This is a genomic window from Mesorhizobium sp. P2_A12 (assembly GCF_056405075.1).
Window position 1 is genome coordinate 861,615 of sequence record NZ_JBFUCU010000001.1, and the last position, 21,763, is coordinate 883,377.

The following is a 21,763-nucleotide window of genomic DNA, read 5'->3' on the forward strand; positions in this document are numbered from 1 at the left end:
TTGGCAGACATCAAGGGCATATTGTTCGACAAGGACGGGACGCTTGTCGACTTCAACGCGACCTGGCTCGGCATTGCCGACTTCATGGCCATGGATGCCGCCGAGGGCGATCGCTGGAAGGCCGATAGGCTGCTTTCGGCGGCGGGTTTCGATTTCGTCAACAAGCGGTTCAGGCCCGATTCGATCTTTGCCTCGGGCACCAACATGGATGTCGTCGAACTGTGGTTCCCGCGCCTGTCTGACGAGGACCAGATGCTGGCCGTCGCCCGCTTCAACGAAATCACGTCAGTGCAAGGCTCGTCGATGGCGGTGGCGCTGCCCGGCATCGTCGAAACGCTGACAGTGCTGCACAAGCGATCCTACCGGCTCGGCGTCGCTACCAACGATTCGACCAGCGGCGCGGAGAAGACCATGGTTACGCTTGGCGTCGCCCAGCTCTTCGACGCCGCCTATGGCTATGACGCTGTGGCCAATCCGAAACCGGCGCCGGACACGATCTACGCCTTCTGCGACCTGACCGGGCTGAAGGCGGCGCAAATCGCCATGGTCGGCGACAATCGCCACGACCTGGAGATGGCGCGAGCCGGCGGCTGCGGGCTGGCGATCGGCGTGCTCTCCGGCACCGGCACGCGTGAATCGCTCTCGTCGATCGCCGATATCGTGCTGGATTCGGTTGCCGATCTGCCGGATTTTCTGTCGGCGCGGGTCAAGGAAACGATCTAGCGGCCGGATATACCCTCCAAACGGAAGACACCGCTCTTCGGCGCGCTGTCTTTCGTCTGGCCGAAGTCCGGCACCTGGTATTCGGCAAGCAGGCGCAGCCGCGATCGCGGCAGGTAGGCGCGGCCCGGATCGCCGACAAGGACCTCGATACCGGCATCAAGGCAGCGGTCAAGGAAAGGCACGACGCGGTCGGCGACGTCCTGTCCATAAAAGACGTCGCCGGCGGTGACGACATCGACCGCAGGCGGCGATCCGCAGGTAATATCCTGCGCCATGACCATCATCGCAACGCCGTTCGCCGCAGCGTTGAGGCCGATCGCGGCAACGCCGTTGCGGTCGATCTCCGCGGCGATCACCGCGCTCGCCCCGGCCTTGGCCGCGGCAATGCCGACAAGGCCGGAGCCGGCGCCGAGGTCGAGCACGCGGCGACCGGCCACGGTTTGCGGATGGTCGAGTATATACCGCGCAAGCACCGCGCCACCGGCCCAGGTATAGGCCCAGTAGGGCGGCTGCGGCTCGGGTCCATCTTCGTCCGCCTCGACCGTGTCGTCATCGGCGTCGGAGTTTTGCTGCGGATCGGTAAGCCGCCTCAGGCCACTGGCCGGATGAGGCGTATAAAGCAGGATCTCGGGAAGCGACGGCACCGGGGCGATGCGCATGTTCGCCCTGATAAACTCAGTCGGGTCAGGACGGCAAGGTGCATCTACGGCGCCAAGGCCGTCGGCTGCCGTCATTCGCGCAGCGCCCGCCGCAGGATCTTGCCGACCGGCGTCTTCGGCAGCTCGGTCCGGAATTCGATGTATTTCGGCCGCTTGTAGCCGGTCAGGTTCTCGCGGCAATAGGCGGTGAGCGTCTCTGCGGTCAGCGCCGGGTCCTTCCTGACCACGAACAGCTTCGGCACTTCGCCCGAATGCTCGTCCGGCACGCCGATCGCTGCCACTTCGAGCACGCCCGGATGCATCGCCACGACCTCCTCGAGCTCGTTCGGATAGACGTTGAAGCCCGAGACCAGGATCATGTCCTTCTTGCGGTCGACGATCTTGGTGTAGCCGCGCTCGTCCATGAAGCCCATGTCGCCGGATTTGAAGTAGCCGTCCTTGGTCACCACTTTGGCGGTCTCATCCGGCCGGTTCCAGTAGCCCGCCATTACTTGCGGCCCCCGGATGCAGATTTCGCCGACCTCGCCGAGCGGCAGATTGTTGCCGTCGTCGTCGCGGATGGCGATCTCCGTCGACGGCAGCGGCAGGCCGATGGTGCCGGTGAAGTCGCTGGCGCTGAACTTGTTGGCGGTGGCCACCGGCGAGGTTTCCGACAGCCCGTAGCCTTCGGTCACCGGACAGCCGGTCAGCGCCTTCCAGCGTTCGGCGACGCCCTTCTGCACCGCCATGCCGCCGCCCAGCGTCAGCACCAGCGGCTTGAAGTCGAGCTTGCGGAAGTCCTCATTGTTGAGCAGGGCGTTGAACAGCGTGTTCAAGCCCGGAAAGATGTGGATCGGATATTTCTGGAGTTCCTTGACGAAGCCGGGAATATCGCGCGGGTTGGGAATGAGCACATTGCGCGCACCTTGCTGCATGCCCATCAGCGCGTTCACCGTCAGCGCGAAGATATGATAGAGGGGCAGGGCGCAGATAAAGTTCGGATGCGCCGGTTTCGGCTTGATCGTATAGGCGTCTTCCATCCACTGCGCGTTCTGCACGACATTGGCCAGCACGTTGCTGTGGAGCAGCGTTGCACCCTTCGAGACGCCGGTGGTGCCGCCCGTATATTGCAGGAAGGCGACATCGTCGGCCGCCACCTTGGCTGGCTTGAAGCCCACGCCGCCGCCGGCCTTGACGGCCGCGTTGAACTTGACATGGCCGGGCAGCGACCATGCCGGCACCATCTTCTTCACCCGGCGCACGACGAAATTGACGATCGTGCCCTTCAGTCCGCCGAGCATGTCTCCCATCGCGGCGACCACGACATGCTTGACCGCCGTTCTGGAGATGACCGCCTGCAAGGTGCTGGCGAAGTTCTCCAGGATGACGATGGCTTGTGCACCGGAATCCTTGAGCTGGTGCTCCAGTTCACGCGGCGTGTAGAGCGGATTGATGTTCACCACGACATAGCCGGCACGCAGGACGGCCATCATCGCCACCGGGTATTGCAGCACGTTGGGCATCATCAGGGCCACGCGTGCGCCCTTTTGCAGTCCTTTCGATTGCAGGTATGCGCCGAAGGCCGCCGACAGCCGTTCGACATCGGCATAGCTGATGGACTTGTCCATGCAGGTAAATGCGGGCTGGGCGGAAAACTGCTTGCAGGCGGCGACCAGGAAATCGCCGATCGAGCTGTAGGGCAAGGCGCCGATTTCAGCTGGTACGCTTTTCGGATAGCTTTTGAGCCATGGCTTTTCCGGCAGCCCGGCAGCCAGGGCCGTCAGCGCCTCCGGCAATCGCGAGGCCGCGGCCGGCTTCGCCGCCGGTGCGGCCTTCGCCGCTGCAGCCGTCGTCGCGGGCTTGGCAGTGGCGGGCTTAGCCGCGGACGCCGGCTTTCCGACGGCAGGCTTGGCCTGGGCCTTGGCCGCCGGCTTTGCACTTGCCTTCACCGGCACAGGTGCCGCCCTCGGCTTGGCCGCGGCGGCTTTGGCAACGGGCGCTTTCGGCTTGACCACGCTGACGGCTGCCTTGGGAGCCGCCTTGGCTTTCACCGGCGCCGTCGTCTTTGATGCTTTTGCCACCCGTTCCTCCCTGGATAGTTCTTGTTCGCCCGTGCCGCGCTCGCCCCCGAATTCACAGAGACGTCCCCCACTGCCGCCAGGATGTGCTCTATGTATTGCCTCTATCGGCGGCCGTGCAAGTCTTGCCCCTGCGGCAAGGCGGCGAAAGATTTGCCGCTGAAAATCTTTCCGCCGCCGATACTGCGAGCCGGTGTCCTGCCGCATCCTCGGCCGGGGGAGGGCCGGCGTGGCACCTGTATCGCCAGATCGGCGATCAATAAAAAAATGCGGTCGTTAACAATCCCGTGAATGGAAAAAACTGCTAATTTTTTCTGCCATTTAGCAAAATGGCGGATTTTTTTCCTGCTTCCCGAGGGGTAAGCAAACGGGGTGTTCCAAAGCCGGAAAAACGGTGCTTATATGCGGGCTTCGCGAGCCTGATAGAGGGGCTTGGAAGAACATCAGGGAGTGCTCAATGAAAAAGAAACTCGCTTTTGCGGCCGCGTTGCTGGCCGCAAGCGTCCTGAGCGGCATGGCCAATGCGAAGACGCTTGTCTATTGCTCGGAAGCATCGCCGGCCAATTTTGATCCGGGTACGACGACGGGCGGCAACGACTTCGATGCCTCGTCGCGTACAGTCTATTCGCGCCTGGTCGAATTCAAGCATGGCGGCACCGAGGTCGAGCCCGGTCTCGCCGACAAGTGGGAAATCTCGGACGATGGCCTGGTCTATACTTTCCATCTGCATCCAGGTGTGAAGTTCCAGACCACCGACTATTTCAAGCCGACCCGCGACCTCAATGCCGACGACGTCGTCTTCTCCTTCGACCGTCAGTTCAACAAGGCGAACCCGTGGAACGGCGATAAATACCTGCCGAACCTGACCTGGGACTACTACACCGGCATGGACATGCCGAAATACGTCGCCAAGTGGGAAAAGGTCGACGACCTGACCGTCAAGCTGACGCTGACCGAGCCGAATGCACCGATGCTGGCCAACCTCGGCATGGACTTCGCCTCGATCGTGTCGAAGGAATATGCCGAGCAGTTGGAGAAGTCCGGCAAGATGGCTGATTTCTCGACCAAGCCGATCGGCACCGGCCCGTTCCAGTTCGTCGACTACCAGCTGGATTCGGTTATCCGCTACGCGGCCCATCCGGATTATTTCAAGGGCAAGGAGAAGATCGACGATCTCGTCTTCGCCATCACGCCTGACGCGACCGCCCGTATCCAGAAGGTCCTGGCCGGCGAGTGCGACATCGCTCCCTATCCGAATCCTGCCGACATCGGTACGATCAAGGCCAACGCCGACGTCACCCTGATGGATCAGGCCGGCCTGAACATCGGCTATATGAGCTACAACACGACCATCCCGCCGCTCGACAAGCCTGAGGTGCGCCATGCGCTCAACCAGGCGATCGACCGGGAATCGCTGATCAAGTCGCTGTTCCAGGATGCCGGCGCTACGCCGGCCGTAAACCTGATTCCGCCGACGATGTGGTCGTGGGACAAGGATGTGAAGGCCGATGCCTATGATCCGGATGCGGCCAAGAAGGTTCTGTCTGCTGCCGGGCTCACGGAAATCCAGCTCTGGGCTTCCGATCGCGTTCGTCCTTACAACCCGAACTTCCAGCGCGCCGCCGAACTGATCCAGGCCGACTGGGCCAAGGTCGGCGTCAAGGCCGAGATCGTCAACTACGAGTGGACCAAGTATCGCTCGGAAGGCAAGAAGAAGGACCGTCCAGGCGCCTTCCAGATCGGCTGGACCGGTGACAACGGCGATCCGGACAACTTCTTCGCCACCCTGTTCGCCTGCTCCGCCATCGGCGTCTCGAACTACTCGAGCTGGTGCGACAAGGACTTCGAGGACCTGATCCAGAAGGCCAAGAAGACCAGCGACCAGGCCGAGCGCACCAAGCTCTATGAGCAGGCGCAGGTCGTCTTCCAGAAGCAGGCTCCGGCCTTCCTGCTGGCACACAGCCAAGTCTACGCAGTCGTGCGCAAGAATGTCAGCGGTTTCATGATGGACCCGCTCGGCATTCACCGCTTCGACGGCGTCGACAAAGCCGAATAAGATATTGAGTGGGGCGGCGCTGTAGAGCGCCGCCTTCGTCAGGCTGCTGCCTGGCGATCCCATCCTTGCCATGGCCGGCGAACACGGCGTGGCGCCGGCGCGTTACGAGGAGCTCAAGGAACAGTTCGGCTATAATCTGCCGATCTGGCAGCAATACGCGCGCTATGTCGGCGAGGTCGTGACCGGCGATTTCGGAGTCTCCATCTCGTCCAAGCGCCCGGTGATGGAAGAGTTCAAGATCCTCTTTCCGGCAACGCTGGAACTGTCGTTCTTCGCCATGATTTTTGCCATGGCGCTGGGCATTCCGGCCGGCATATTCGCGGCGGTCAAGCGCGGCTCCTGGTTCGATCAGTCGCTGATGGGCACCGCACTCGTCGGCTATTCCATGCCCATCTTCTGGTGGGGCCTGCTGCTGATCATCTTTTTCTCCGGCTATCTCGGCTGGACGCCGGTTTCGGGCCGCATCGGCCTGCAGTACTTCTTCAAGCCGATCACCGGCTTCATGACCATCGACACATTGCTCTACGGCAAATGGGACGCGTTCCGCTCGGCATTGAGCCATCTGGTGCTGCCGACAATTGCGCTCGGCACCATCCCGCTGGCGGTGATCGCTCGCCAGACGCGCTCGGCCATGCTTGAAGTGTTGGGCGAGGACTATGTGCGGACCGCCCGTGCCAAGGGGCTGTCGTCGTCCCGCGTCATCGGCGTGCACGCGCTGCGCAATGCATTGATCCCGGTGGTCACCACCATCGGCCTGCAGGTCAGCACCCTGCTCGCCGGCGCCATCCTCACCGAAACCATCTTTGCCTGGCCGGGCATCGGCAAGTGGATGGTCGACTCCATCGGCAAGCGCGACTATGTGGTGGTGCAATCAGGCTTGCTCTTGATCGCCCTTATCGTCATGGCCGTGAACCTGATCGTCGACGTGCTCTATGCCGTCATCAACCCGCGCATACGGGCATCGTGATGAGCCAGTCAACCGAAACCGCCCCGATGGCCGCCGGCAATCCGGATAGGCTGACCGGCTTCAGGACCTTCTGGCACTATTTCTCGGTGAACCGCGGCGCCGTCATCGGCCTGTTCGTCTTCATCCTGCTGGTGGTGGCCGCGATCCTTGCGCCGGTGCTGGCGCCCTATGCGCCCGATGTCCAGGACAAGACCGCGTTTCTGAGGCCTCCGGCATGGGAGGCAGGCGGCAGCGCCGAATATCTGCTCGGCACCGACGCCGTCGGCCGCGACATACTTTCCCGCCTGCTCTATGGCGCGCGCTTCTCGCTGCTGATCGGCGCCGTCGTCGTTACGCTTGCCCTGGTCGGCGGCATCACGCTCGGCCTGCTCGCCGGTTATTTCCGCGGCTGGGTCGACGTGGCGATCATGCGCGTCATGGATCTGATCCTGGCCTTTCCGTCGCTGCTGCTGGCACTGGTGCTGGTGACCATCCTGGGTCCCGGCCTGTTCAACGCCATGCTGGCGATCGCGCTGGTGCTGCAGCCGCATTTCGCCCGCCTGGTGCGCGCCGCGGTGATGGCCGAAAAGAGCCGCGAATATGTGGTCGCCGCCAAGGTTGCCGGCGCCGGCCACATTAGGCTGATGCTGCGCACCATCCTGCCCAATTGCGTCGCGCCGCTGATCGTCCAGGGCACGCTGTCCTTCTCCAACGCAATCCTCGAGGCGGCTGCGCTCGGCTTCCTCGGCCTTGGCGCCCAGCCGCCGACGCCGGAGTGGGGAACCATGCTTGCCACGGCGCGCGAATTCATCCTGCGCGCCTGGTGGGTGGTGACCTTCCCCGGCCTCGCCATCCTCATCACCGTGCTCGCCATCAATCTGATCGGCGACGGCCTGCGCGACGCACTCGATCCCAAGCTGAGGAGGTCGTGATGGCGCTGCTCGACATTCAGAACCTCGTCGTCGAATTCCAGACCGCGTCGGGCCCGTTCCGTGCGGTCGACGGTGTCTCGCTCCATGTCGAAGAGCGCGAGGTGCTCGCCATTGTCGGCGAATCCGGTTCCGGCAAATCGGTGTCGATGCTGGCGGTCATGGGGCTTTTGCCATGGACGGCCACGGTCACCGCCGACCGCATGAGCTTCAATGGCCGCGATCTCCTGAAGCTGAGTCCTGCCGAGCGCCGCAAGATCGTCGGCAAGGACATGTCGATGATCTTCCAGGAGCCGATGGCCAGCCTCAATCCCTGCTTCACCGTCGGCTTCCAGATCGAAGAGGTGCTGCGCTTCCATATGGGCATGGACGGTGCGCAACGCCGGGAGCGCGCCATCGAGCTTCTGACGCAGGTCGGCATTGCCGAGCCGGCGGAACGGCTGAACTCCTTCCCGCACCAGATGTCGGGCGGTCAGTGCCAGCGCGTGATGATCGCCATCGCCATCGCCTGCAATCCGAAGCTTTTGATCGCCGATGAGCCGACCACCGCACTCGACGTCACCATCCAGAAGCAGATCCTCGACCTGCTGGTCTCGCTGCAGGTCAAATACGGCATGGGCCTGATCATGATCACCCACAATATGGGCGTCGTCGCCGAGACTGCCGACCGCGTCATCGTCCAGTACAAGGGCCGCAAGATGGAAGAGGCCGACGTGCTGTCGCTGTTCGAGTCGCCAAAGAGCAACTACACGCGTGCGCTCCTGTCGGCGCTGCCGGACAACGCTGTCGGCGACCGTCTGCCGACTGTCTCAGACATGCTGTTCGAACCGGCCGCCGGAGTCGCCTGATGAGCATCAAGGTCGTCGAAGGCAAGGACATCAAGCGCGATTATCACGTCGGTGGCGGCCTGTTTCGCGGCGCGCGCATCGTGCATGCGGTCAAGGGCGTTTCGTTCAGCGTCGACAAGGGCAAGACGCTGGCTATCGTCGGCGAGAGCGGTTGCGGCAAGTCCACGCTGGCCCGCATCATCACGCTGATCGATCCGGCGACATCAGGCGAGCTTTTCATCGACGGCAACAAGGTCGATATCGCCAGGAACGGCCTGACCAAGGAGATGCGCCGCAAGGTGCAGATCGTCTTCCAGAATCCATACGGGTCGCTTAATCCGCGCCAGAAGATCGGCGATGTGCTCGGCGAACCACTGCTGATCAACACCGACAAGCCGGCCGAAGAGCGGCGCGACCTGGCCATGAAGATGCTGAAGAAAGTCGGCCTCGGCACAGAGCACTACAATCGCTATCCGCATATGTTTTCCGGTGGTCAGCGTCAGCGCATCGCCATTGCCCGCGCGCTGATGCTGAACCCTAGCCTTTTGGTGCTGGACGAGCCGGTCTCCGCTCTCGATCTGTCAGTGCAAGCGCAGGTGCTCAACCTGCTCGCCGACCTGCAGGACGAGTTCCAACTGACCTACGTCTTCATCAGCCACGATCTATCGGTGGTGCGCTACATCGCTGACGACGTGATGGTGATGTATTTCGGCGAGGCGGTCGAATACGGTTCGCGCGAAGAGGTCTTTGCCGACCCCAAGCACAACTACACCCGCACGCTGTTTGCGGCGACGCCGCGCGCCGACGTCGCCTCGATCAAGGCGAGGCTGGCGAAGAAGGCGGCGGCCTAACGTCTCTTCGTCATCCTAGGGCGGAGCAACGCAAAGCGTCGCGCAGACCCTAGGATCCATGCCGTTACCTCAGCGAAAAAGTGCAGCGGAACAGAATTCTGTACCGTTGCAACGCTCGCATGTCACGGCATGGATCCTATGGTCTGCACCGCGTCGCTTCGCTCCTTGCTTCGCCATAGGATGACGACGCCGAGGTAGCCGCCATCCGATTTCCCATGCAACAGATCGGACCAACGGTCCGAGGTCAGGACAGCTTGGCGATGATGGTGCGCAGCGCCTCGCCAAAGCGCCTGATCTCCTCAACCGTGTTGTAGTGGACCAGCGAGGCGCGGATGGCGCCGCTGTCCATCGACAGGTTGAGCCGCTTCATCAGCCGCGGCGCGTACATGTGGCCGTCGCGGATGCCGATCTGCATGTCGGCCATTTCCTCGACGATCCTCTGCGGCGACAGTTTGCCGATGTTGAAACAGAAGGTCGGCACGCGTTCGTTGATACGGGCCTCGTCGGCGACGCCGTAGATCGTCGCGCCGCAATCCTTGAGCACGCCAAGCATCTCGCGCGCCAGCACCAGCTCATAGTCGCGGATAGCGCCCATGCCGGCTACGATGTTTTCGCGCCGCGAGCGGTTGTTGGATGGCGCGAGATTGCGGCCGATCAGTTCGAGATACTGCACGGCCGCATCCATGCCCGAGACGTTCTCGTAGATGAAGGTGCCGGCCTCGACCTTGTAGGGCGGCTCGTCGGGGATGAAATCCTCGCGGAAGGTCGGCAGCCGCTTCAGCGTTTCGAAGCGCCCCCACAGGAAGCCCATATGTGGCGAGAAGTTCTTGTAGCCGGAACAGACGAGGTAGTCGCAGTCCCAGGCTTGCACGTCGATCAACCCGTGCGGCCCGTAGTGCACGCAGTCGAGGAACACCTCGGCGCCGGCGGCGCGTGCGATCTTGGCAACGGAAGCGACGTCGACGATCGAGCCTATCGAATGCGCTGTGACCGTGCAGGCGATCAGCCGGGTGCGGTCGGAAACCAGCGGGCGCAGATCGTCGACATGCAGATTGCCGTCCTCGCGCATGCGCCACCATTTGAACTTGGCGCCGGCGGACTCCAGCGCCAGCCATGTGGCGATGTTGGCGTCGTGGTCCATGTCGGTGATGACGATCTCGTCGCGCTCTTGAAGCATCTGGCCGATGCCGAGGCTGACCAGGCGGATGAACGAGGTGGCGTTCATGCCGAAGCAGATTTCGGCCGGGCTGGCGGCATTGATCAGTAGCGCCACGCTCTCGCGGGCGTCGGCGACCGACTGGTCGACGGTGACGCTGCGGCCATAGCGGCCACCGCGCTGCACATTGTGCGAAACCAGATGGTTGCTCACCGCGTCGAGCACGCTCTGCGGAATCTGCGCGCCGGCGGCATTGTCCATGAAGATGAAATCGCCGGCCCGCTGCAAGGCTGGAAACATGGCGCGGATGGTATCGACGGGGAACGCGGCGGCGCTCGCATGGTCGGTTTGATGTTTGTTCAAGGTCGGCTCCTGCGAAGTTCTTGGCGGGTGGATTGATTTGCGAGGTCAGCGCGTCTTTTCGGTCTTGAAACGTTGTTCAAGCAAGCTGACGAGGCGGACCATCGGCCAGAGGAAGATGAGATAGACGAGTGCTGCGCCGATCAGCGGCGAGGGGTTGGCGTAGAGCGACTGCGCGTTGGTCGCTTCCTTCAACAGTTCCGGCAGCGCCACTGTCGAGGCAAGCGAAGTGTCCTTGAACATCGAGACGCAGTTGCTGGTCATCGGCGGGATGACCACGCGGATTGCCTGCGGCAGCACCACCTTGCGCAAGGTCAAAAGGAACGGCAGGCCGAGCGCCTGCGACGCCTCGAACTGACCGCGCGGAATGCTTTCGATGCCCGAGCGGAACACTTCGGCCGAGTAGGCCGACATGATGATGGCGAAGGCCGTCACGGCGGACGCCCAGGACGACAGGCGGATGCCGAGGAAGGGCAGCGCATAGTAGATCAGAATCAGCACGACCAGCACCGGGAGGGCGCGGAAGATGTCGGTGTAGCCGACCGCAAGCCACCGCAGCGGCTTCGGCGCATAAAGCCGCACCAGGCTGATCGTCAGGCCAATGGGGATGCCGATGCCGATGCTCAAGATGCCGAGCAGCAGCGTGTTTAGGAAGCCCCGCAGCAGCGCCGGCAAGCTGGACATGATGACATCTGGGTTGAAGAAGGTGTCGATCAGCGACATGGGAGCGTTCCCGAACCGTTTTGCGTCCCGTGACGCCAGAGCAAGACCCGAACACCGAAATCGGTGTAGCCGCATCGATGGCGGCTCCGGGGAGGGCACGAATAAAAACAGGACGTGCCGGCCTTTCGAGCCGGCACGCCTCTGGTCTGTCAGTCGCCGCTCAGGCCTTCGGCAGCGGCATTTCCTTGACGGTCGAGGAATCGGCGGGCGCGTCGCTGCCGAACCACTTCTTGTGGATCGCGGCCAGCGTGCCGTCCTTCTTCATCGCGGTCAGCGCGTCGTTCAGCTTGCCGAGCAGCGGGTGGTCCTTGGTCATCATCAGCCCGTACTGTTCGCCGGTCTTGATGCGCTCCTTGACCGTCAGGTCCTTCATCTTGGTGAAGGAATACTGCATGCCAGGGATGTCGCTGACGGCCGCATCGACGCGTCCGGCGCTGAGATCGAGCAGCAGGTTCTGCTGCGTGTCATAGCCCTTCACGTCGGCGAAGCCGTCGGCTTCCTGATGCCCCTTGACCCAGGTTTCGCCCGTCGAGCCGGATAGCACGCCAACGATCTTGCCCTTGAGGTCGGCTTCGGCCTTGATCGGGCTGTCGGTCTTGGTGGCGATGCCCATGTCGGAATCATAATAGGGCTGCGTGAACGACTGCGACTTCAGCCGCTCCGGCGTGATGGTGATCGACGAGATGGCGACATCGATGCGCTTCGAGGTGGTGGCTGCGAACAGTGCCTGGAAGCCGAGGTCGGCGATATCCGTGGTCATGCCGATGCGCTTGGCTGCTTCGTTGACGATGTCGACTTCAAAGCCCTCGAACGTCCCGCTCTCGTTCTTGTACTCGAAGGGCGGGTTGGTCGGGTAGGCGCCGACATTGAGGACGTCGGCGGCATAGGCGGTGGCGGGGCCGGCGGCGATGCCGATGGCGGCGGCGAGAAGCATGAGATTGCGACGGTTCAGGTTCATTGGTGTTCCCTCTGGGGTGTTCCCTCTGGTTGTTGATCGGGCGGGGTTGGCCCCGCACGGTTTCTTGCCGCCCCACCTTCGGCAGGGCGTCAATTCATGGCCGCGACCATGCGGTCGAGCGCGGTCGCTATCTCTTTGCGTTCACGGCACACGCACATCCGCAGGAGGGCCGTTGCCGAACTTCCGAACAGATGACCGGGCGCCAGCCCGACGCGCGCCGTCTCGAGAATCCTGGTGCAGGCGCGCCGTGCGTCGCTCTCGCCCTCCATGGCAAAGAAGGCATACATGCCGCCGCGCGGTTTCGTTGGCAGGATGACGCCCGGAATTTGCGCCAGCCGGTCATAGGCGAGGTCAAGGCCAGTCCTGATCCGCTGCCTGATCTCCTCGACCAGCGGCTCGCCCTGGCGGATCGCTGCAACCGCACCGGCCTGGATCGGCGCGGCGGTGCCGCTGTTGACATATTGCGTCATGGCGCCGAGCTGATCGGCCACCCCGGACGGATGCGTCAGCCAGCCGATGCGCCAGCCGGTCATCGCCCAGGCCTTCGAGAAGCTGTTGACCGACAGCACCCGGTCGCCATCCTCGGCGATCTGCAGGATGGAGGGCGCAACATCGCCATCGAAGTAGAGCCGGCCGTAGACCTCGTCGGAGATGATCCAGATGCCGGTGCGCCGGCTGAACTCGAGCAGCGCACGCATTTCCTCGGCAGAGGCGGTCCAGCCGGTCGGGTTGGACGGCGTCGACAGGAAGATCGCCCGCGTGCGGGCATCGCAGGAAGCGAACAGCCGGTCGAGGTCGAGATGCCAGTCGCCATTGAAGTCGAGCGAGAACGGCCGTGGCTCGCCACCGATCAAGTGGATGGCGTTGTGAATGTTGGGCCATTGCGGCGCGACATAGACGACGTTGGTGCCGGTATCGACCAGCAGTTCCAGCGCAAGGTACAGCGCCTGCATGCCGCCCGGCGTGACCGTGGTGCGGGCGATCGGGATCGACCGGCCGTGGATGCGCGTCTGGTACTCCGACAGCGCCTCATTCAGGGGGCCATGGCCGCGCATGTTGGGAACGTAGAAGGTCAGGCCTTCATCGAAGGCAGCCTTGGCCGCATCGCGGATGAAAGCGGGCGTCACCATGTCGCCTTCGCCGTACCAGAGCGCGATGACGTCGCCGAGTTCGCGCGCCCGAACGGCGAGGTTGGCGATGTTCTCGGTATGCAGGTCACGGATTTGGGCGCGAATGCCATCGAAGGCATAGCGCGCGCTGGACGACGACTGGGGCAGCATGAACGACAAGGACTGAAACCCCTCCCACCCGGAACACCACGATGGACTGCCGCCGGCAAGCCCGTCCGGTATCGCAGTCGCCATCGATCTTGGAATGCTTATCCAAAGCGCGGCGCTTTTCAAGGCGAAAGTTTTAAGCTTAAAAAGTTTGACCGGCCTGTTGCCCGACCAATACGCCTTTTGCGCTAGCTACGGCCGTCTCGCGCCAGCTCGGCCCGCGCGGCGGCGGTGCCGGCGGCAACGCCCGCGCCGAGAAACATCGTGTCGCTGGCCAGCACGAAGAAGCTGGCGCCGATGGCGGCCCATTGGGAGACGTCCTGCGGCTTTGCGCAGAAGATGCCTGATGTCCTGCCATGCGCAACCGTGACGCCGATGATCCTGCGGATTGCCTCGGTGAGCTTGTCGGCGCCTTTCGGTCCGATCGCATCGATCGACACCGAAAGATCGCCGGGGCCGACGAAGATCACGTCGACGCCATCTACGGCGGCGATCGCTTCGATGTTGGCCAGCCCTTCCGATGTCTCGACCTGGACCGCGACGACGATCATATCATTGGCGCCGGCGAGATATTCGGGAATGCGATAGCCGTAGCCGGCCGCACGGCCGGGCCCGACGCCACGCTCGCCCTGTGGCGGATAGCGCGAGGCTTTGACAGCCATCGCCGCCTGGGCGGCGGTCGAGACGCGTGGGATCAGCACGCCTTGCGCACCGCTGTCCAGCGCCGCCTGGATGGCTTCCGGCGAATGGCCGGGAACGCGCACCATCGCCGGCACGCGATGCACGTCGGCCGCTCGCACCATGGTCTCGATCATGTCGCGCGAGATCTGGGCATGCTCCCAGTCGATGCAGAGAAAATCGAGGCCGGACTGCGCCATCACTTCGACTGCCACGGGATGGGGAATGGCGGCAAAGGAACCAACGAGGTTCGTCTTGCCGCTACACTTCTGGCGGAACTCGCTCATGCCCGTCCCCTTTCTCGCTCTGGCCGAATCCATATCCGCAAACGACCGTCAGGCGAAGCTATTTCAGGCTTGAAATATTTTCGCGCGGGCCTAGCGTGGACTCTCCCGCCACGAGTTCCGGACATGATCAAAGCGCATCCCCTGCACGGCCCGAACAAACTCAACCTCGGCGTCTTTTCGACCAATGCCGATGGCGGCCTTGCCATCACCGACGTTCCGGAACGCTGGGCGGCAAGCTGGCAGGACAATCTGACGGCGGCCCAGATCGCCGACCGCGCAGGGCTGGAATTCATGCTGCCGATCGCGCGCTGGCGCGGTTTTGGCGGCCGCAACAAGGTGCGTGAATGGTCGTTCGAGACCTTCACCTGGGCGGCGGCACTCGCCATGGCCACCGAACGGATCGGCCTGTTCATGACCGTGCATGTGCCGCTCGTGCATCCGCTCTACGCCGCCAAGGCGCTGGCGACCGTCGACCATATCAGCCAGGGCCGCGCCGGCCTCAACATTGTCTGCGGCTGGAACCCGAAGGAATTCGGCATGTTCGGCACGCCGCTGGTCGAAAAGGGCTACGACCAGGCGGCCGAATGGATCGAGATACTCGAACGGCTTTATGCTTCGAGCGAGCCTCTAGACTATGAAGGCACCTATTATCGCCTCAAGGAAGCTGTCAGCCGGCCGGCCAGCCGGCAAGTTCCGCGCCCGGTGACGATGAACGCTGCTTTCGGCGGGCCGGGCCGCGATTTCGCCGCCGCCAGATGCGACTACCTGTTCACGACCTTTTCCGAGATGAGCGATGCCGGCAAGCACGTCGCCGACATTCGCGAGCGCGCCGACAAGGTGGGCCGTGATGTCGGCGTCTACACGGTGGCGCATGTCGTTTGCCGCCCGACGATGGAAGAGGCGCAGGCCTACTATGCGCGCTATGCTGTTGATATGGCTGACCACGACGCGGTCGATGCCCACATGGCCGGCAAGAAGGAATTCTCGCAATCGCACGACCCGCATGCCTATGACCGCTACCGGCAGCGTTTCGCCGGCGGCGCCGGCACCTATCCGCTGATTGGAACGCCGGAAACGATCGCCGCCGACATGGTCGCCATTGCTGAGCAGGGGTACCAGGGGATCGCGCTGTCCTTCGTCAACTACACGCAGGAATTGCCCTATTTCTGCGACCACGTGCTGCCGATTTTGAGGCAGGCTGCTCTTCGCGGATAAGCAAAGGTCATTCCGGAATGACGGCTGTGGCCTGGATCTCGACCTTGGCGCGGTCCTCCACCAGCGCCATCACCTGCATGGCGGCCATTGCCGGAAAATGCCGGCCGATCACCTCGCGGTATGCCTCGCCGATGCCCCGGAGGTTGGCGCGGTATTCGGCCTTGTCGGTGAAGTACCAGGTCATTGAGGTGATATGCTGCGGCCCGGCCCCGGCTTCCGCAAGCACCGCCACGATGTTCTCAAGCGTCTGCCGCACCTGGCCGACGAAATCGTTGGTCTCGAACTGGCACTGCCCGTTCCAGCCGACCTGTCCGCCAACGAAGACGAGCTTGCCGCGCGCCGCGACGCCATTGGCGTAGCCGACTGGTTTTGCCCAGCCTTCCGGCTGCAGGATCTCGTGCATTTCAAAACCTCCCGGTAGTCCAAAAACCAAGTCTCAAAATCGAATGCCCGTCAATTTCCTGCCGTCAGGCCGCGCCCATCACCTGTCGCGCGATCACCACCTTCTGCACGTCCGAGGCACCCTCGTAGATGCGCAGCGCGCGGATCTCGCGATACAGGCTTTCGACGATATGACCTTTGCGAACGCCGTCGCCGCCATGCAGCTGTACAGCCTTGTCGATCACCTCTTGTGCTTTGTCGGTGGCGAACAGCTTGGCCATCGCCGCCTCGCGCGTCACCCGCGGGGCCCCCATGTCCTTGGTCCAGGCGGCGCGGTAGACCAGCAGCGCCGCCGCATCGACGTCGAGTGCCATGTCGGCGATATGGCCCTGCACCATCTGCAACTCGGCCATCGGCGCGCCGAACAGTTTGCGCTCGGCCACCCTTTTGATGCTTTCATCCAGCGCGCGGCGGGCAAAGCCGAGCGCTGCCGCACCCACGGTCGAACGGAATACGTCGAGCACCGACATGGCGATGCGGAAGCCGTCGCCCGGTCTGCCGATCAGCGCCGAAGCGGGCAGGCGGACCTGCTCGAACGACAGCCGCGCCAGCGGATGCGGCGCGATCACTTCGAGACGCTCGGCGATGCCAAGGCCTTTGGCATCGCCCGGCACCAGAAAGGCGGAAAGCCCCTTGGCGCCCGGCGCTTCGCCGGTGCGGGCAAAGACGACGTAGAGATCGGCGATGCCGCCATTGGAGATCCAGGTCTTTTCACCAGACAGAACATAGGCGGCGCCGTCGCGGGTCGCCGTCATTTCCGTGTTGGCGACATCCGAGCCGGAGCGCGGTTCCGACAGGGCGAAGGCGGAAATCGCCTTGCCGGCACGTGTCTTCGAAAGCCACTGCTGTTGCTCGGGCGTGCCGAACAGGCTGAGTGCGCCGGTGCCCAGCCCTTGCATGGCGAAGGCGAAATCGGCCAACCCGTCATGGCGGGCGAGCGTCTCGCGCGTGATGCACAGCGTGCGCACGTCGAGGGGGCCGGGATTGTCCGTGTCTACAGCCGTCGGCTTCAGCCAGCCGTCCCTGCCGAGCTTGCCCACAAGCTCGCGGCAGGCGGCATCGACGTCATGATGATCGACCGGCAGGTTTTTCGAACACCACGCCTCCAGCCGCTCGGCCAGTTGGCGATGGCGATCTTCGAAGAACGGCCAGGAAAGGAAACTCTTGTCAGCCATCAATTGCCCTCGAACACCGGCTTTTCCTTGGCCACGAACGCTTTGTAGGCGCGCTCGAAATCGCGCGTCTGCATGCAGATCGCTTGCGCCTGCGCTTCGGCCTCGATGGCCTGGTCGAGACCCATCGACCATTCCTGGTTGAGTTGCGTCTTGGTGATACCGTGGGCGAAGGTCGGGCCGGAGACGATGCGCGCCGCCATGTCGAGCGCGTCGGCCTCCAGCGATGCGGCATCGACCAGCCGGTTGTAGAAACCCCAGCGCTCGCCCTCCGCCGCCGTCATGGTGCGGCCGGTGTAGAGCAACTCGGCGGCGCGGCCCTGGCCGATGATGCGCGGCAGGATCGCGCAGGCGCCCATGTCGCAGCCGGCGAGGCCGACGCGGGTGAACAGGAATGCCGTCTTGGCCTCCGGCGTGGCGATGCGGATATCGGAACTCATGGCAATGATGGCGCCGGCGCCGACCGCGACGCCGTCGACTGCCGCAATGATCGGTTTGCCGCAATTCAGCATTGCCTTGACGAAATCGCCGGTCATGCGGGTGAAGGCGAGAAGCTCTTTCATGTCCATCTTGACCAGCGGCCCGATGATGTCGTGGACATCGCCGCCGGAGCAGAAATTGCCGCCATTGGACAGGAACACCACCGCGTCGACGTCGTCGGCATAGACGAGGTCGCGGAATGTGTCGCGCAACTCGGCATAGCTGTCGAAGGTCAGCGGGTTCTTGCGCTCAGGCCGGTCGAGCCGAACCTTGGCGATCCTGCCCTCGACCTGCCAGAGGAAATGCTTCGGCTCGAGGCCGGCCATCCCGGTCATTCGCGTCCCTCCCAGTTGCTGCGGAACGAGGTCAGCATGCCGGTCAGCCGGCGCGCATCGTCCTCGCTGACCTTGCCCAGCAATTCACCGATCCAGCCTTCATGGGCGGCGGCGATGATACCGAAGGACTTCACACCGTCCTCGGTCAGCCGCACCATCGAGGTGCGGCGGTCGCCATTGCGGCGGGCGCGGGCAACCAGCCCTTCCGACACCAGCCGATCGACGATGCCAGTGACATTGCCGTTCGATACCAAAAGAAAGCGCGACAGGTCGCTCATCAGCATGCCTTCCGGCGCGCGATAGAGTGCGGCCATCACGTCGAAGCGCGGCAGCGTCGTGTTGAAGTCCTTCTTCAGGCGCTCGCGCAGTTCGGCCTCGATCGTGCGCGAGGCACGCAGCAGGCGTATCCACAGACGCAGCCGGTCCTTGCCGGGTCCGGTCGGCGCGGGCAGGGGGCCGGCTACCATGTTTCGCCTCCTGAAATGGAAATCGCCTGTCCGGTGATCGACGCCGCGGCATCGCCACACAGCCAAAGTACGGCGGCGGCAACTTCTTTCGGCTGGATGAAGCGGCCTTGCGGGTTGGTCGAGGCAAGGCTCGACCGTGCCTGCTCGGCTGAACGGCCGGTCTTGTCGATGATACGCTGGATGGACTCCTCCAGCATCTCGGTCTCGACGAAACCCGGACACACCGCGTTGACGGTGACGCCGGATTTGGCGGTCTCGGCCGCCAGCGCCCGCATCAGGCCGACGACGCCATGCTTGGCGGCAACATAGGGCGCGACGTAGGCGTAGCCTTTCAGGCCTGCCGTCGAAGCAACGAACACGATCCGGCCGGTCTTTCGCACCGCCATACCGGCCAGCGCCGGCTTCACTGTCAGGAAGGCTCCGGTCAGGTTCACATCCAGCGTCCGCTGCCAGTCGGCAAGGGTGGTCTTGTGCGCCGGTGTACTACCGGCCATGCCGGCATTGGCGACGACGATGTCGAACGGGCCGCGCGCGGCTTCGGCAGTCTCGTAAAGCGACGCCATTGTCGCCTCATTGGTGACGTCGGCGGCAATGCCGAAGATGCGGTCGCTCTCCTTGGCGACCTTGGCGAGCTCCGCGTCGCGGCGGCCGCAAATGGTCACGTCGATGCCTGCACCCGCCAGCGCCAGCGCGATGGCCCGGCCGACGCCGGAGCCGCCGCCGGTGACCAGCGCATGCTTGCCGGCAATCGTTGCAGCGGCGCTCATACTTTCAGCCCCGCCGCGGCGTCGCGCTCCGCCAGCCGGTAGAGCTGGTCGCGCCCGGGCAGATACGGATCCGGCCATTTGACGCCACGGTCGCCGAGCGTCACCGCCGCATGCAGCGTCCAATAGGGATCGGCGAGATGCGGCCGTGCCAGCGCCACCAGATCGGCGCGGCCGGCCATCAGGATCGAATTGACATGGTCCGGTTCGTAGATGTTGCCAACCGCCATCGTCGCCATGCCGACCTCATTGCGGATGCGGTCGGAAAACGGCGTCTGGAACATGCGGCCGTAGACCGGCTTTGCCAATGCCGAGGTCTGGCCGGCCGAGACGTCGCAGATGTCGACACCGGCCTCATGCAGCAGCCGCGCGATCTCGACCGCGTCGGCTGGTGTGACGCCCTCGATGCCGACCCAGTCATTGGCCGAAATGCGCATCGAGATCGGCTTCTCCGCTGGCCAGGCGGCGCGCACCGCGCGGAAGATTTCCAGGGGATAGCGCATGCGGTTTTCGAGCGAGCCGCCATAGGCGTCGGTGCGCCGGTTGGTGACCGGCGTGATGAAGGATGACAGCAGATAGCCGTGCGCGGCATGGATCTCGAGCATGTCGAATCCGCAACGATCGGCCATTTCGGCCGAGGCCACGAACTCGTCGCGCACTTTGTCCATGTCGGAGCGGTCCATGGCCTTCGGCACCTGGTTTTGCGGCGACCACTCCACGGCCGATGCGGCCATCACAGGCCAGTTGCCTGAGGGCAGCGGAACGTCAGTGCCTTCCCAGCCGAGCCGGGTCGAGCCCTTGGCGCCGGAATGGCCGATCTGGGCGCAGATCTTTGCCTCCGTCTCGGTATGGACGAAATCGACCAGCCGTCTCCACGCCACCTCATGTTCGGGCGCATAGAACCCGGGACAGCCTGGTGTGATGCGGCCCTCGGGACTGACGCAGGTCATCTCGATATAGATGAGGCCGGCGCCGCCCTTGGCGCGTTCGGCATAGTGGGTGAAATGCCAGTCGGTCGGGCAGCCGTCGACGGCCCTGTACTGCGCCATCGGCGAGACGACGATGCGGTTCTGCAGTGCCATGTCGCGCAGCTTGAACGGCGCGAACATCGGCGCGCGGCGCAGGCTGTTGCCGCCGGCGCCGGCCTGGCGCTGGAACCATTCCTCCGCGCCGCCCAGCCATGCGGCATCGCGCAGCCGCAAATTCTCGTGGCTGATGCGTTGCGAGCGGGTCAAAAGCGAATAGTTGAACTGCACCGGATCGAGGCCGAGATAGCGCTCGACCTCCTCGAACCATTCGAGCGAATTGCGTGCCGCCGATTGCAGCTTCAGCACCTCGGTGCGGCGGGCATCTTCATACTTGCGGAACGCGGCGTCGAGGTCCGGCTCGGACTCGACATACTCTGCCAGCGCCACGGCACTTTCCAGCGCCAGCTTGGTACCGGAGCCGATCGAGAAATGCGCCGATGCGGCAGCGTCGCCCATCAGCGCCAGGTTCTTGTAGGACCAGCGTTCGCACAGCACGCGCGGGAAATTGATCCAGGCCGAACCACGAATATGGTTGGCATTGGTCATCAGTGCATGGCCGCCAAGATGCTTGGCAAAAATGCGCTCGCAGACGGCGATCGATTCCTGCTGCGACATCGTGCCGAAGCCGAAAGCAGCCCAAGTCTGTTCGCTGCACTCGACGATGAAGGTCGCGGTGTCACTGTCGAACTGGTAGGCGTGCGCCCACACCCAGCCATGCTCGGTTTTCTCGAAGATGAAGGTGAAAGCGTCGTCGAATTTCTGGTTGGTGCCTAGCCAGACGAACTTGCACTTGCGGGTGTCGATGTCGGGCTTGAAGATGTCGACGAAGGTGTTGCGCGCTTTGGAATTCAGGCCATCGGCGGCAACGACCAGATCATGCGTCTCCATATAGGGCCGGGGATCGGCGATGTCGGTTTCGAACATCAGCTTGACGCCGAGTTCGCGCGCGCGCCGCTGCAGCAGGACCAGCAGCCGCTTGCGGCCTATGCCGCAGAAACCGTGTCCGGTCGAAACCGTGCGCACACCGTCATGGATGACGGCGATGTCGTCCCAGTAGGCAAAATGCTTCTTGATCCAGACGGCGCTGACCGGATCGTTCTTCGACAAATTGTCGAGCGTCTCGGCCGACAGCACGACACCCCAGCCGAATGTGTCGTCGGCGCGGTTGCGCTCGAACACCGTCACCTCGTGCGCGGCGTCCCTCAGCTTCATCGAGATGGCAAAGTAGAGGCCGGCTGGTCCGCCGCCGAGAACCGCAACCTTCATTTGTGCGATCTCCTCTTCGCTCGCTGGCTCCAGTATCGCGCCGGCGGCAAATTATTTCAAGCTTAAAGTTTTATATCGAAATGATTGTCCGGATATCACGAAGGCGCG

General features: G+C 63.5%; 19 protein-coding genes and 1 pseudogene. 7 read left to right on the top strand and 13 right to left on the bottom strand.

Features of this window, described 5'->3' with window-relative positions; translation table 11 throughout:
- The gene (locus AC1DZU_RS04080) at window positions 1-723 is read left to right on the top strand and encodes an HAD family hydrolase (protein WP_477281947.1); all 723 of its coding nucleotides are present in this window, start codon (window positions 1-3) and stop codon (window positions 721-723) included.
- Here AC1DZU_RS04080 and AC1DZU_RS04085 read toward each other — a convergent pair.
- Window positions 720-1,457, bottom strand: coding sequence for a class I SAM-dependent methyltransferase (locus tag AC1DZU_RS04085; protein WP_477281949.1), 738 nt, complete (start codon window positions 1,455-1,457; stop codon window positions 720-722). The genes AC1DZU_RS04080 and AC1DZU_RS04085 overlap by 4 nt on opposite strands.
- Entirely contained in the window at window positions 1,454-3,442 is a 1,989-nt protein-coding gene (locus tag AC1DZU_RS04090; RefSeq protein WP_477281951.1) for a long-chain-fatty-acid--CoA ligase, read from the bottom strand. Before AC1DZU_RS04090 ends, AC1DZU_RS04085 begins: the two co-directional genes overlap by 4 nt.
- Window positions 3,443-3,896: 454 nt before the next feature.
- Here AC1DZU_RS04090 and AC1DZU_RS04095 point away from each other — a divergent pair, with 454 nt between their 5' ends.
- The 5 genes and pseudogenes from AC1DZU_RS04095 to AC1DZU_RS04115 all read left to right on the top strand — a co-directional run bounded on the left by AC1DZU_RS04095 (window position 3,897) and on the right by AC1DZU_RS04115 (window position 9,048).
- A complete protein-coding gene (locus tag AC1DZU_RS04095; protein WP_477281953.1) occupies window positions 3,897-5,495 on the top strand; it encodes an ABC transporter substrate-binding protein in 1,599 nt (532 codons plus the stop codon).
- 175 nt (window positions 5,496-5,670) lie between these two features.
- Window positions 5,671-6,462, top strand: a pseudogene (locus AC1DZU_RS04100) (ABC transporter permease subunit); the annotation flags it as partial.
- Between the two features lie 26 nt (window positions 6,463-6,488).
- Window positions 6,489-7,373 carry an ABC transporter permease subunit gene (locus AC1DZU_RS04105; protein ID WP_477282230.1) on the top strand — a complete coding sequence of 295 codons (885 nt, stop codon included), beginning with the start codon at window positions 6,489-6,491 and terminating at the stop codon, window positions 7,371-7,373.
- Window positions 7,373-8,218, top strand: coding sequence for an ABC transporter ATP-binding protein (locus AC1DZU_RS04110; RefSeq protein WP_477241420.1), 846 nt, complete (start codon window positions 7,373-7,375; stop codon window positions 8,216-8,218). The genes AC1DZU_RS04105 and AC1DZU_RS04110 overlap by 1 nt, the downstream gene beginning before the upstream one ends.
- Window positions 8,218-9,048, top strand: a complete 831-nt coding sequence (locus tag AC1DZU_RS04115) for a dipeptide ABC transporter ATP-binding protein (RefSeq protein WP_477281956.1) — start codon at window positions 8,218-8,220, stop codon at window positions 9,046-9,048. The genes AC1DZU_RS04110 and AC1DZU_RS04115 overlap by 1 nt, the downstream gene beginning before the upstream one ends.
- A 244-nt stretch (window positions 9,049-9,292) precedes the next feature.
- Here AC1DZU_RS04115 and AC1DZU_RS04120 read toward each other — a convergent pair whose 3' ends face one another.
- From AC1DZU_RS04120 to AC1DZU_RS04140, 5 genes are all read right to left on the bottom strand, one after another.
- Complete coding sequence (locus AC1DZU_RS04120; RefSeq protein ID WP_477281958.1) at window positions 9,293-10,567, bottom strand: cysteine desulfurase-like protein; 1,275 nt, start codon at window positions 10,565-10,567, stop codon at window positions 9,293-9,295.
- Window positions 10,568-10,612: 45 nt separating this feature from the next.
- Window positions 10,613-11,287, bottom strand: a complete 675-nt coding sequence (locus AC1DZU_RS04125; protein ID WP_477281960.1) for an amino acid ABC transporter permease — start codon at window positions 11,285-11,287, stop codon at window positions 10,613-10,615.
- A 160-nt stretch (window positions 11,288-11,447) separates the two neighbouring features.
- Entirely contained in the window at window positions 11,448-12,245 is a 798-nt protein-coding gene (locus tag AC1DZU_RS04130; RefSeq protein WP_457152476.1) for an ABC transporter substrate-binding protein, read from the bottom strand.
- Between the two features lie 89 nt (window positions 12,246-12,334).
- Entirely contained in the window at window positions 12,335-13,525 is a 1,191-nt protein-coding gene (locus AC1DZU_RS04135; RefSeq protein WP_477282232.1) for a pyridoxal phosphate-dependent aminotransferase, read from the bottom strand.
- A gap of 185 nt (window positions 13,526-13,710) precedes the next feature.
- On the bottom strand, window positions 13,711-14,487 hold the full coding sequence (locus AC1DZU_RS04140; protein WP_477281962.1) for an HpcH/HpaI aldolase family protein: 777 nt from the start codon (window positions 14,485-14,487) through the stop codon (window positions 13,711-13,713).
- A gap of 123 nt (window positions 14,488-14,610) precedes the next feature.
- Here AC1DZU_RS04140 and AC1DZU_RS04145 point away from each other — a divergent pair, with 123 nt between their 5' ends.
- On the top strand, window positions 14,611-15,702 hold the full coding sequence (locus AC1DZU_RS04145) for an LLM class flavin-dependent oxidoreductase (RefSeq protein ID WP_477281964.1): 1,092 nt from the start codon (window positions 14,611-14,613) through the stop codon (window positions 15,700-15,702).
- Window positions 15,703-15,709: 7 nt separating this feature from the next.
- Here the strand turns inward: AC1DZU_RS04145 and AC1DZU_RS04150 are convergent, their stop codons facing one another.
- From AC1DZU_RS04150 to AC1DZU_RS04175, 6 genes are all read right to left on the bottom strand, one after another.
- Window positions 15,710-16,105: a RidA family protein gene (locus AC1DZU_RS04150; protein WP_477281966.1), complete on the bottom strand. Its 396-nt coding sequence runs from the start codon at window positions 16,103-16,105 to the stop codon at window positions 15,710-15,712.
- A 64-nt stretch (window positions 16,106-16,169) separates the two neighbouring features.
- Window positions 16,170-17,318, bottom strand: a complete 1,149-nt coding sequence (locus AC1DZU_RS04155) for an acyl-CoA dehydrogenase family protein (protein WP_477281968.1) — start codon at window positions 17,316-17,318, stop codon at window positions 16,170-16,172.
- A complete protein-coding gene (locus AC1DZU_RS04160; RefSeq protein ID WP_477281970.1) occupies window positions 17,318-18,130 on the bottom strand; it encodes an enoyl-CoA hydratase family protein in 813 nt (270 codons plus the stop codon). Before AC1DZU_RS04160 ends, AC1DZU_RS04155 begins: the two co-directional genes overlap by 1 nt.
- Window positions 18,127-18,597, bottom strand: a complete 471-nt coding sequence (locus tag AC1DZU_RS04165) for a MarR family winged helix-turn-helix transcriptional regulator (protein ID WP_477281972.1) — start codon at window positions 18,595-18,597, stop codon at window positions 18,127-18,129. The genes AC1DZU_RS04160 and AC1DZU_RS04165 overlap by 4 nt, the downstream gene beginning before the upstream one ends.
- Window positions 18,591-19,364, bottom strand: coding sequence for an SDR family NAD(P)-dependent oxidoreductase (locus AC1DZU_RS04170; protein WP_477281974.1), 774 nt, complete (start codon window positions 19,362-19,364; stop codon window positions 18,591-18,593). The genes AC1DZU_RS04165 and AC1DZU_RS04170 overlap by 7 nt, the downstream gene beginning before the upstream one ends.
- Window positions 19,361-21,655 carry a bifunctional salicylyl-CoA 5-hydroxylase/oxidoreductase gene (locus AC1DZU_RS04175; RefSeq protein WP_477281976.1) on the bottom strand — a complete coding sequence of 765 codons (2,295 nt, stop codon included), beginning with the start codon at window positions 21,653-21,655 and terminating at the stop codon, window positions 19,361-19,363. The genes AC1DZU_RS04170 and AC1DZU_RS04175 overlap by 4 nt, the downstream gene beginning before the upstream one ends.
- Between the last annotated feature and the right edge of the window lie 108 nt (window positions 21,656-21,763).

What these genes read in the sequence shown, in the direction of transcription:
- AC1DZU_RS04085 (WP_477281949.1), bottom strand. Translation starts at nt 1,457, where the DNA reads ATGACGGCAGCCGACGGCCTTGGCGCCGTAGATGCACCTTGCCGTCCT.
- AC1DZU_RS04150 (WP_477281966.1), bottom strand. Translation starts at nt 16,105, where the DNA reads ATGCACGAGATCCTGCAGCCGGAAGGCTGGGCAAAACCAGTCGGCTAC.
- AC1DZU_RS04115 (WP_477281956.1), top strand. Translation starts at nt 8,218, where the DNA reads ATGAGCATCAAGGTCGTCGAAGGCAAGGACATCAAGCGCGATTATCAC.
- AC1DZU_RS04140 (WP_477281962.1), bottom strand. Translation starts at nt 14,487, where the DNA reads ATGAGCGAGTTCCGCCAGAAGTGTAGCGGCAAGACGAACCTCGTTGGT.
- AC1DZU_RS04130 (WP_457152476.1), bottom strand. Translation starts at nt 12,245, where the DNA reads ATGAACCTGAACCGTCGCAATCTCATGCTTCTCGCCGCCGCCATCGGC.
- AC1DZU_RS04155 (WP_477281968.1), bottom strand. Translation starts at nt 17,318, where the DNA reads ATGGCTGACAAGAGTTTCCTTTCCTGGCCGTTCTTCGAAGATCGCCAT.
- AC1DZU_RS04105 (WP_477282230.1), top strand. Translation starts at nt 6,489, where the DNA reads ATGGCCGCCGGCAATCCGGATAGGCTGACCGGCTTCAGGACCTTCTGG.
- AC1DZU_RS04110 (WP_477241420.1), top strand. Translation starts at nt 7,373, where the DNA reads ATGGCGCTGCTCGACATTCAGAACCTCGTCGTCGAATTCCAGACCGCG.
- AC1DZU_RS04135 (WP_477282232.1), bottom strand. Translation starts at nt 13,525, where the DNA reads ATGCTGCCCCAGTCGTCGTCCAGCGCGCGCTATGCCTTCGATGGCATT.
- AC1DZU_RS04160 (WP_477281970.1), bottom strand. Translation starts at nt 18,130, where the DNA reads ATGACCGGGATGGCCGGCCTCGAGCCGAAGCATTTCCTCTGGCAGGTC.
- AC1DZU_RS04125 (WP_477281960.1), bottom strand. Translation starts at nt 11,287, where the DNA reads ATGTCGCTGATCGACACCTTCTTCAACCCAGATGTCATCATGTCCAGC.
- AC1DZU_RS04095 (WP_477281953.1), top strand. Translation starts at nt 3,897, where the DNA reads ATGAAAAAGAAACTCGCTTTTGCGGCCGCGTTGCTGGCCGCAAGCGTC.
- AC1DZU_RS04165 (WP_477281972.1), bottom strand. Translation starts at nt 18,597, where the DNA reads ATGGTAGCCGGCCCCCTGCCCGCGCCGACCGGACCCGGCAAGGACCGG.
- AC1DZU_RS04175 (WP_477281976.1), bottom strand. Translation starts at nt 21,655, where the DNA reads ATGAAGGTTGCGGTTCTCGGCGGCGGACCAGCCGGCCTCTACTTTGCC.
- AC1DZU_RS04170 (WP_477281974.1), bottom strand. Translation starts at nt 19,364, where the DNA reads ATGAGCGCCGCTGCAACGATTGCCGGCAAGCATGCGCTGGTCACCGGC.
- AC1DZU_RS04145 (WP_477281964.1), top strand. Translation starts at nt 14,611, where the DNA reads ATGATCAAAGCGCATCCCCTGCACGGCCCGAACAAACTCAACCTCGGC.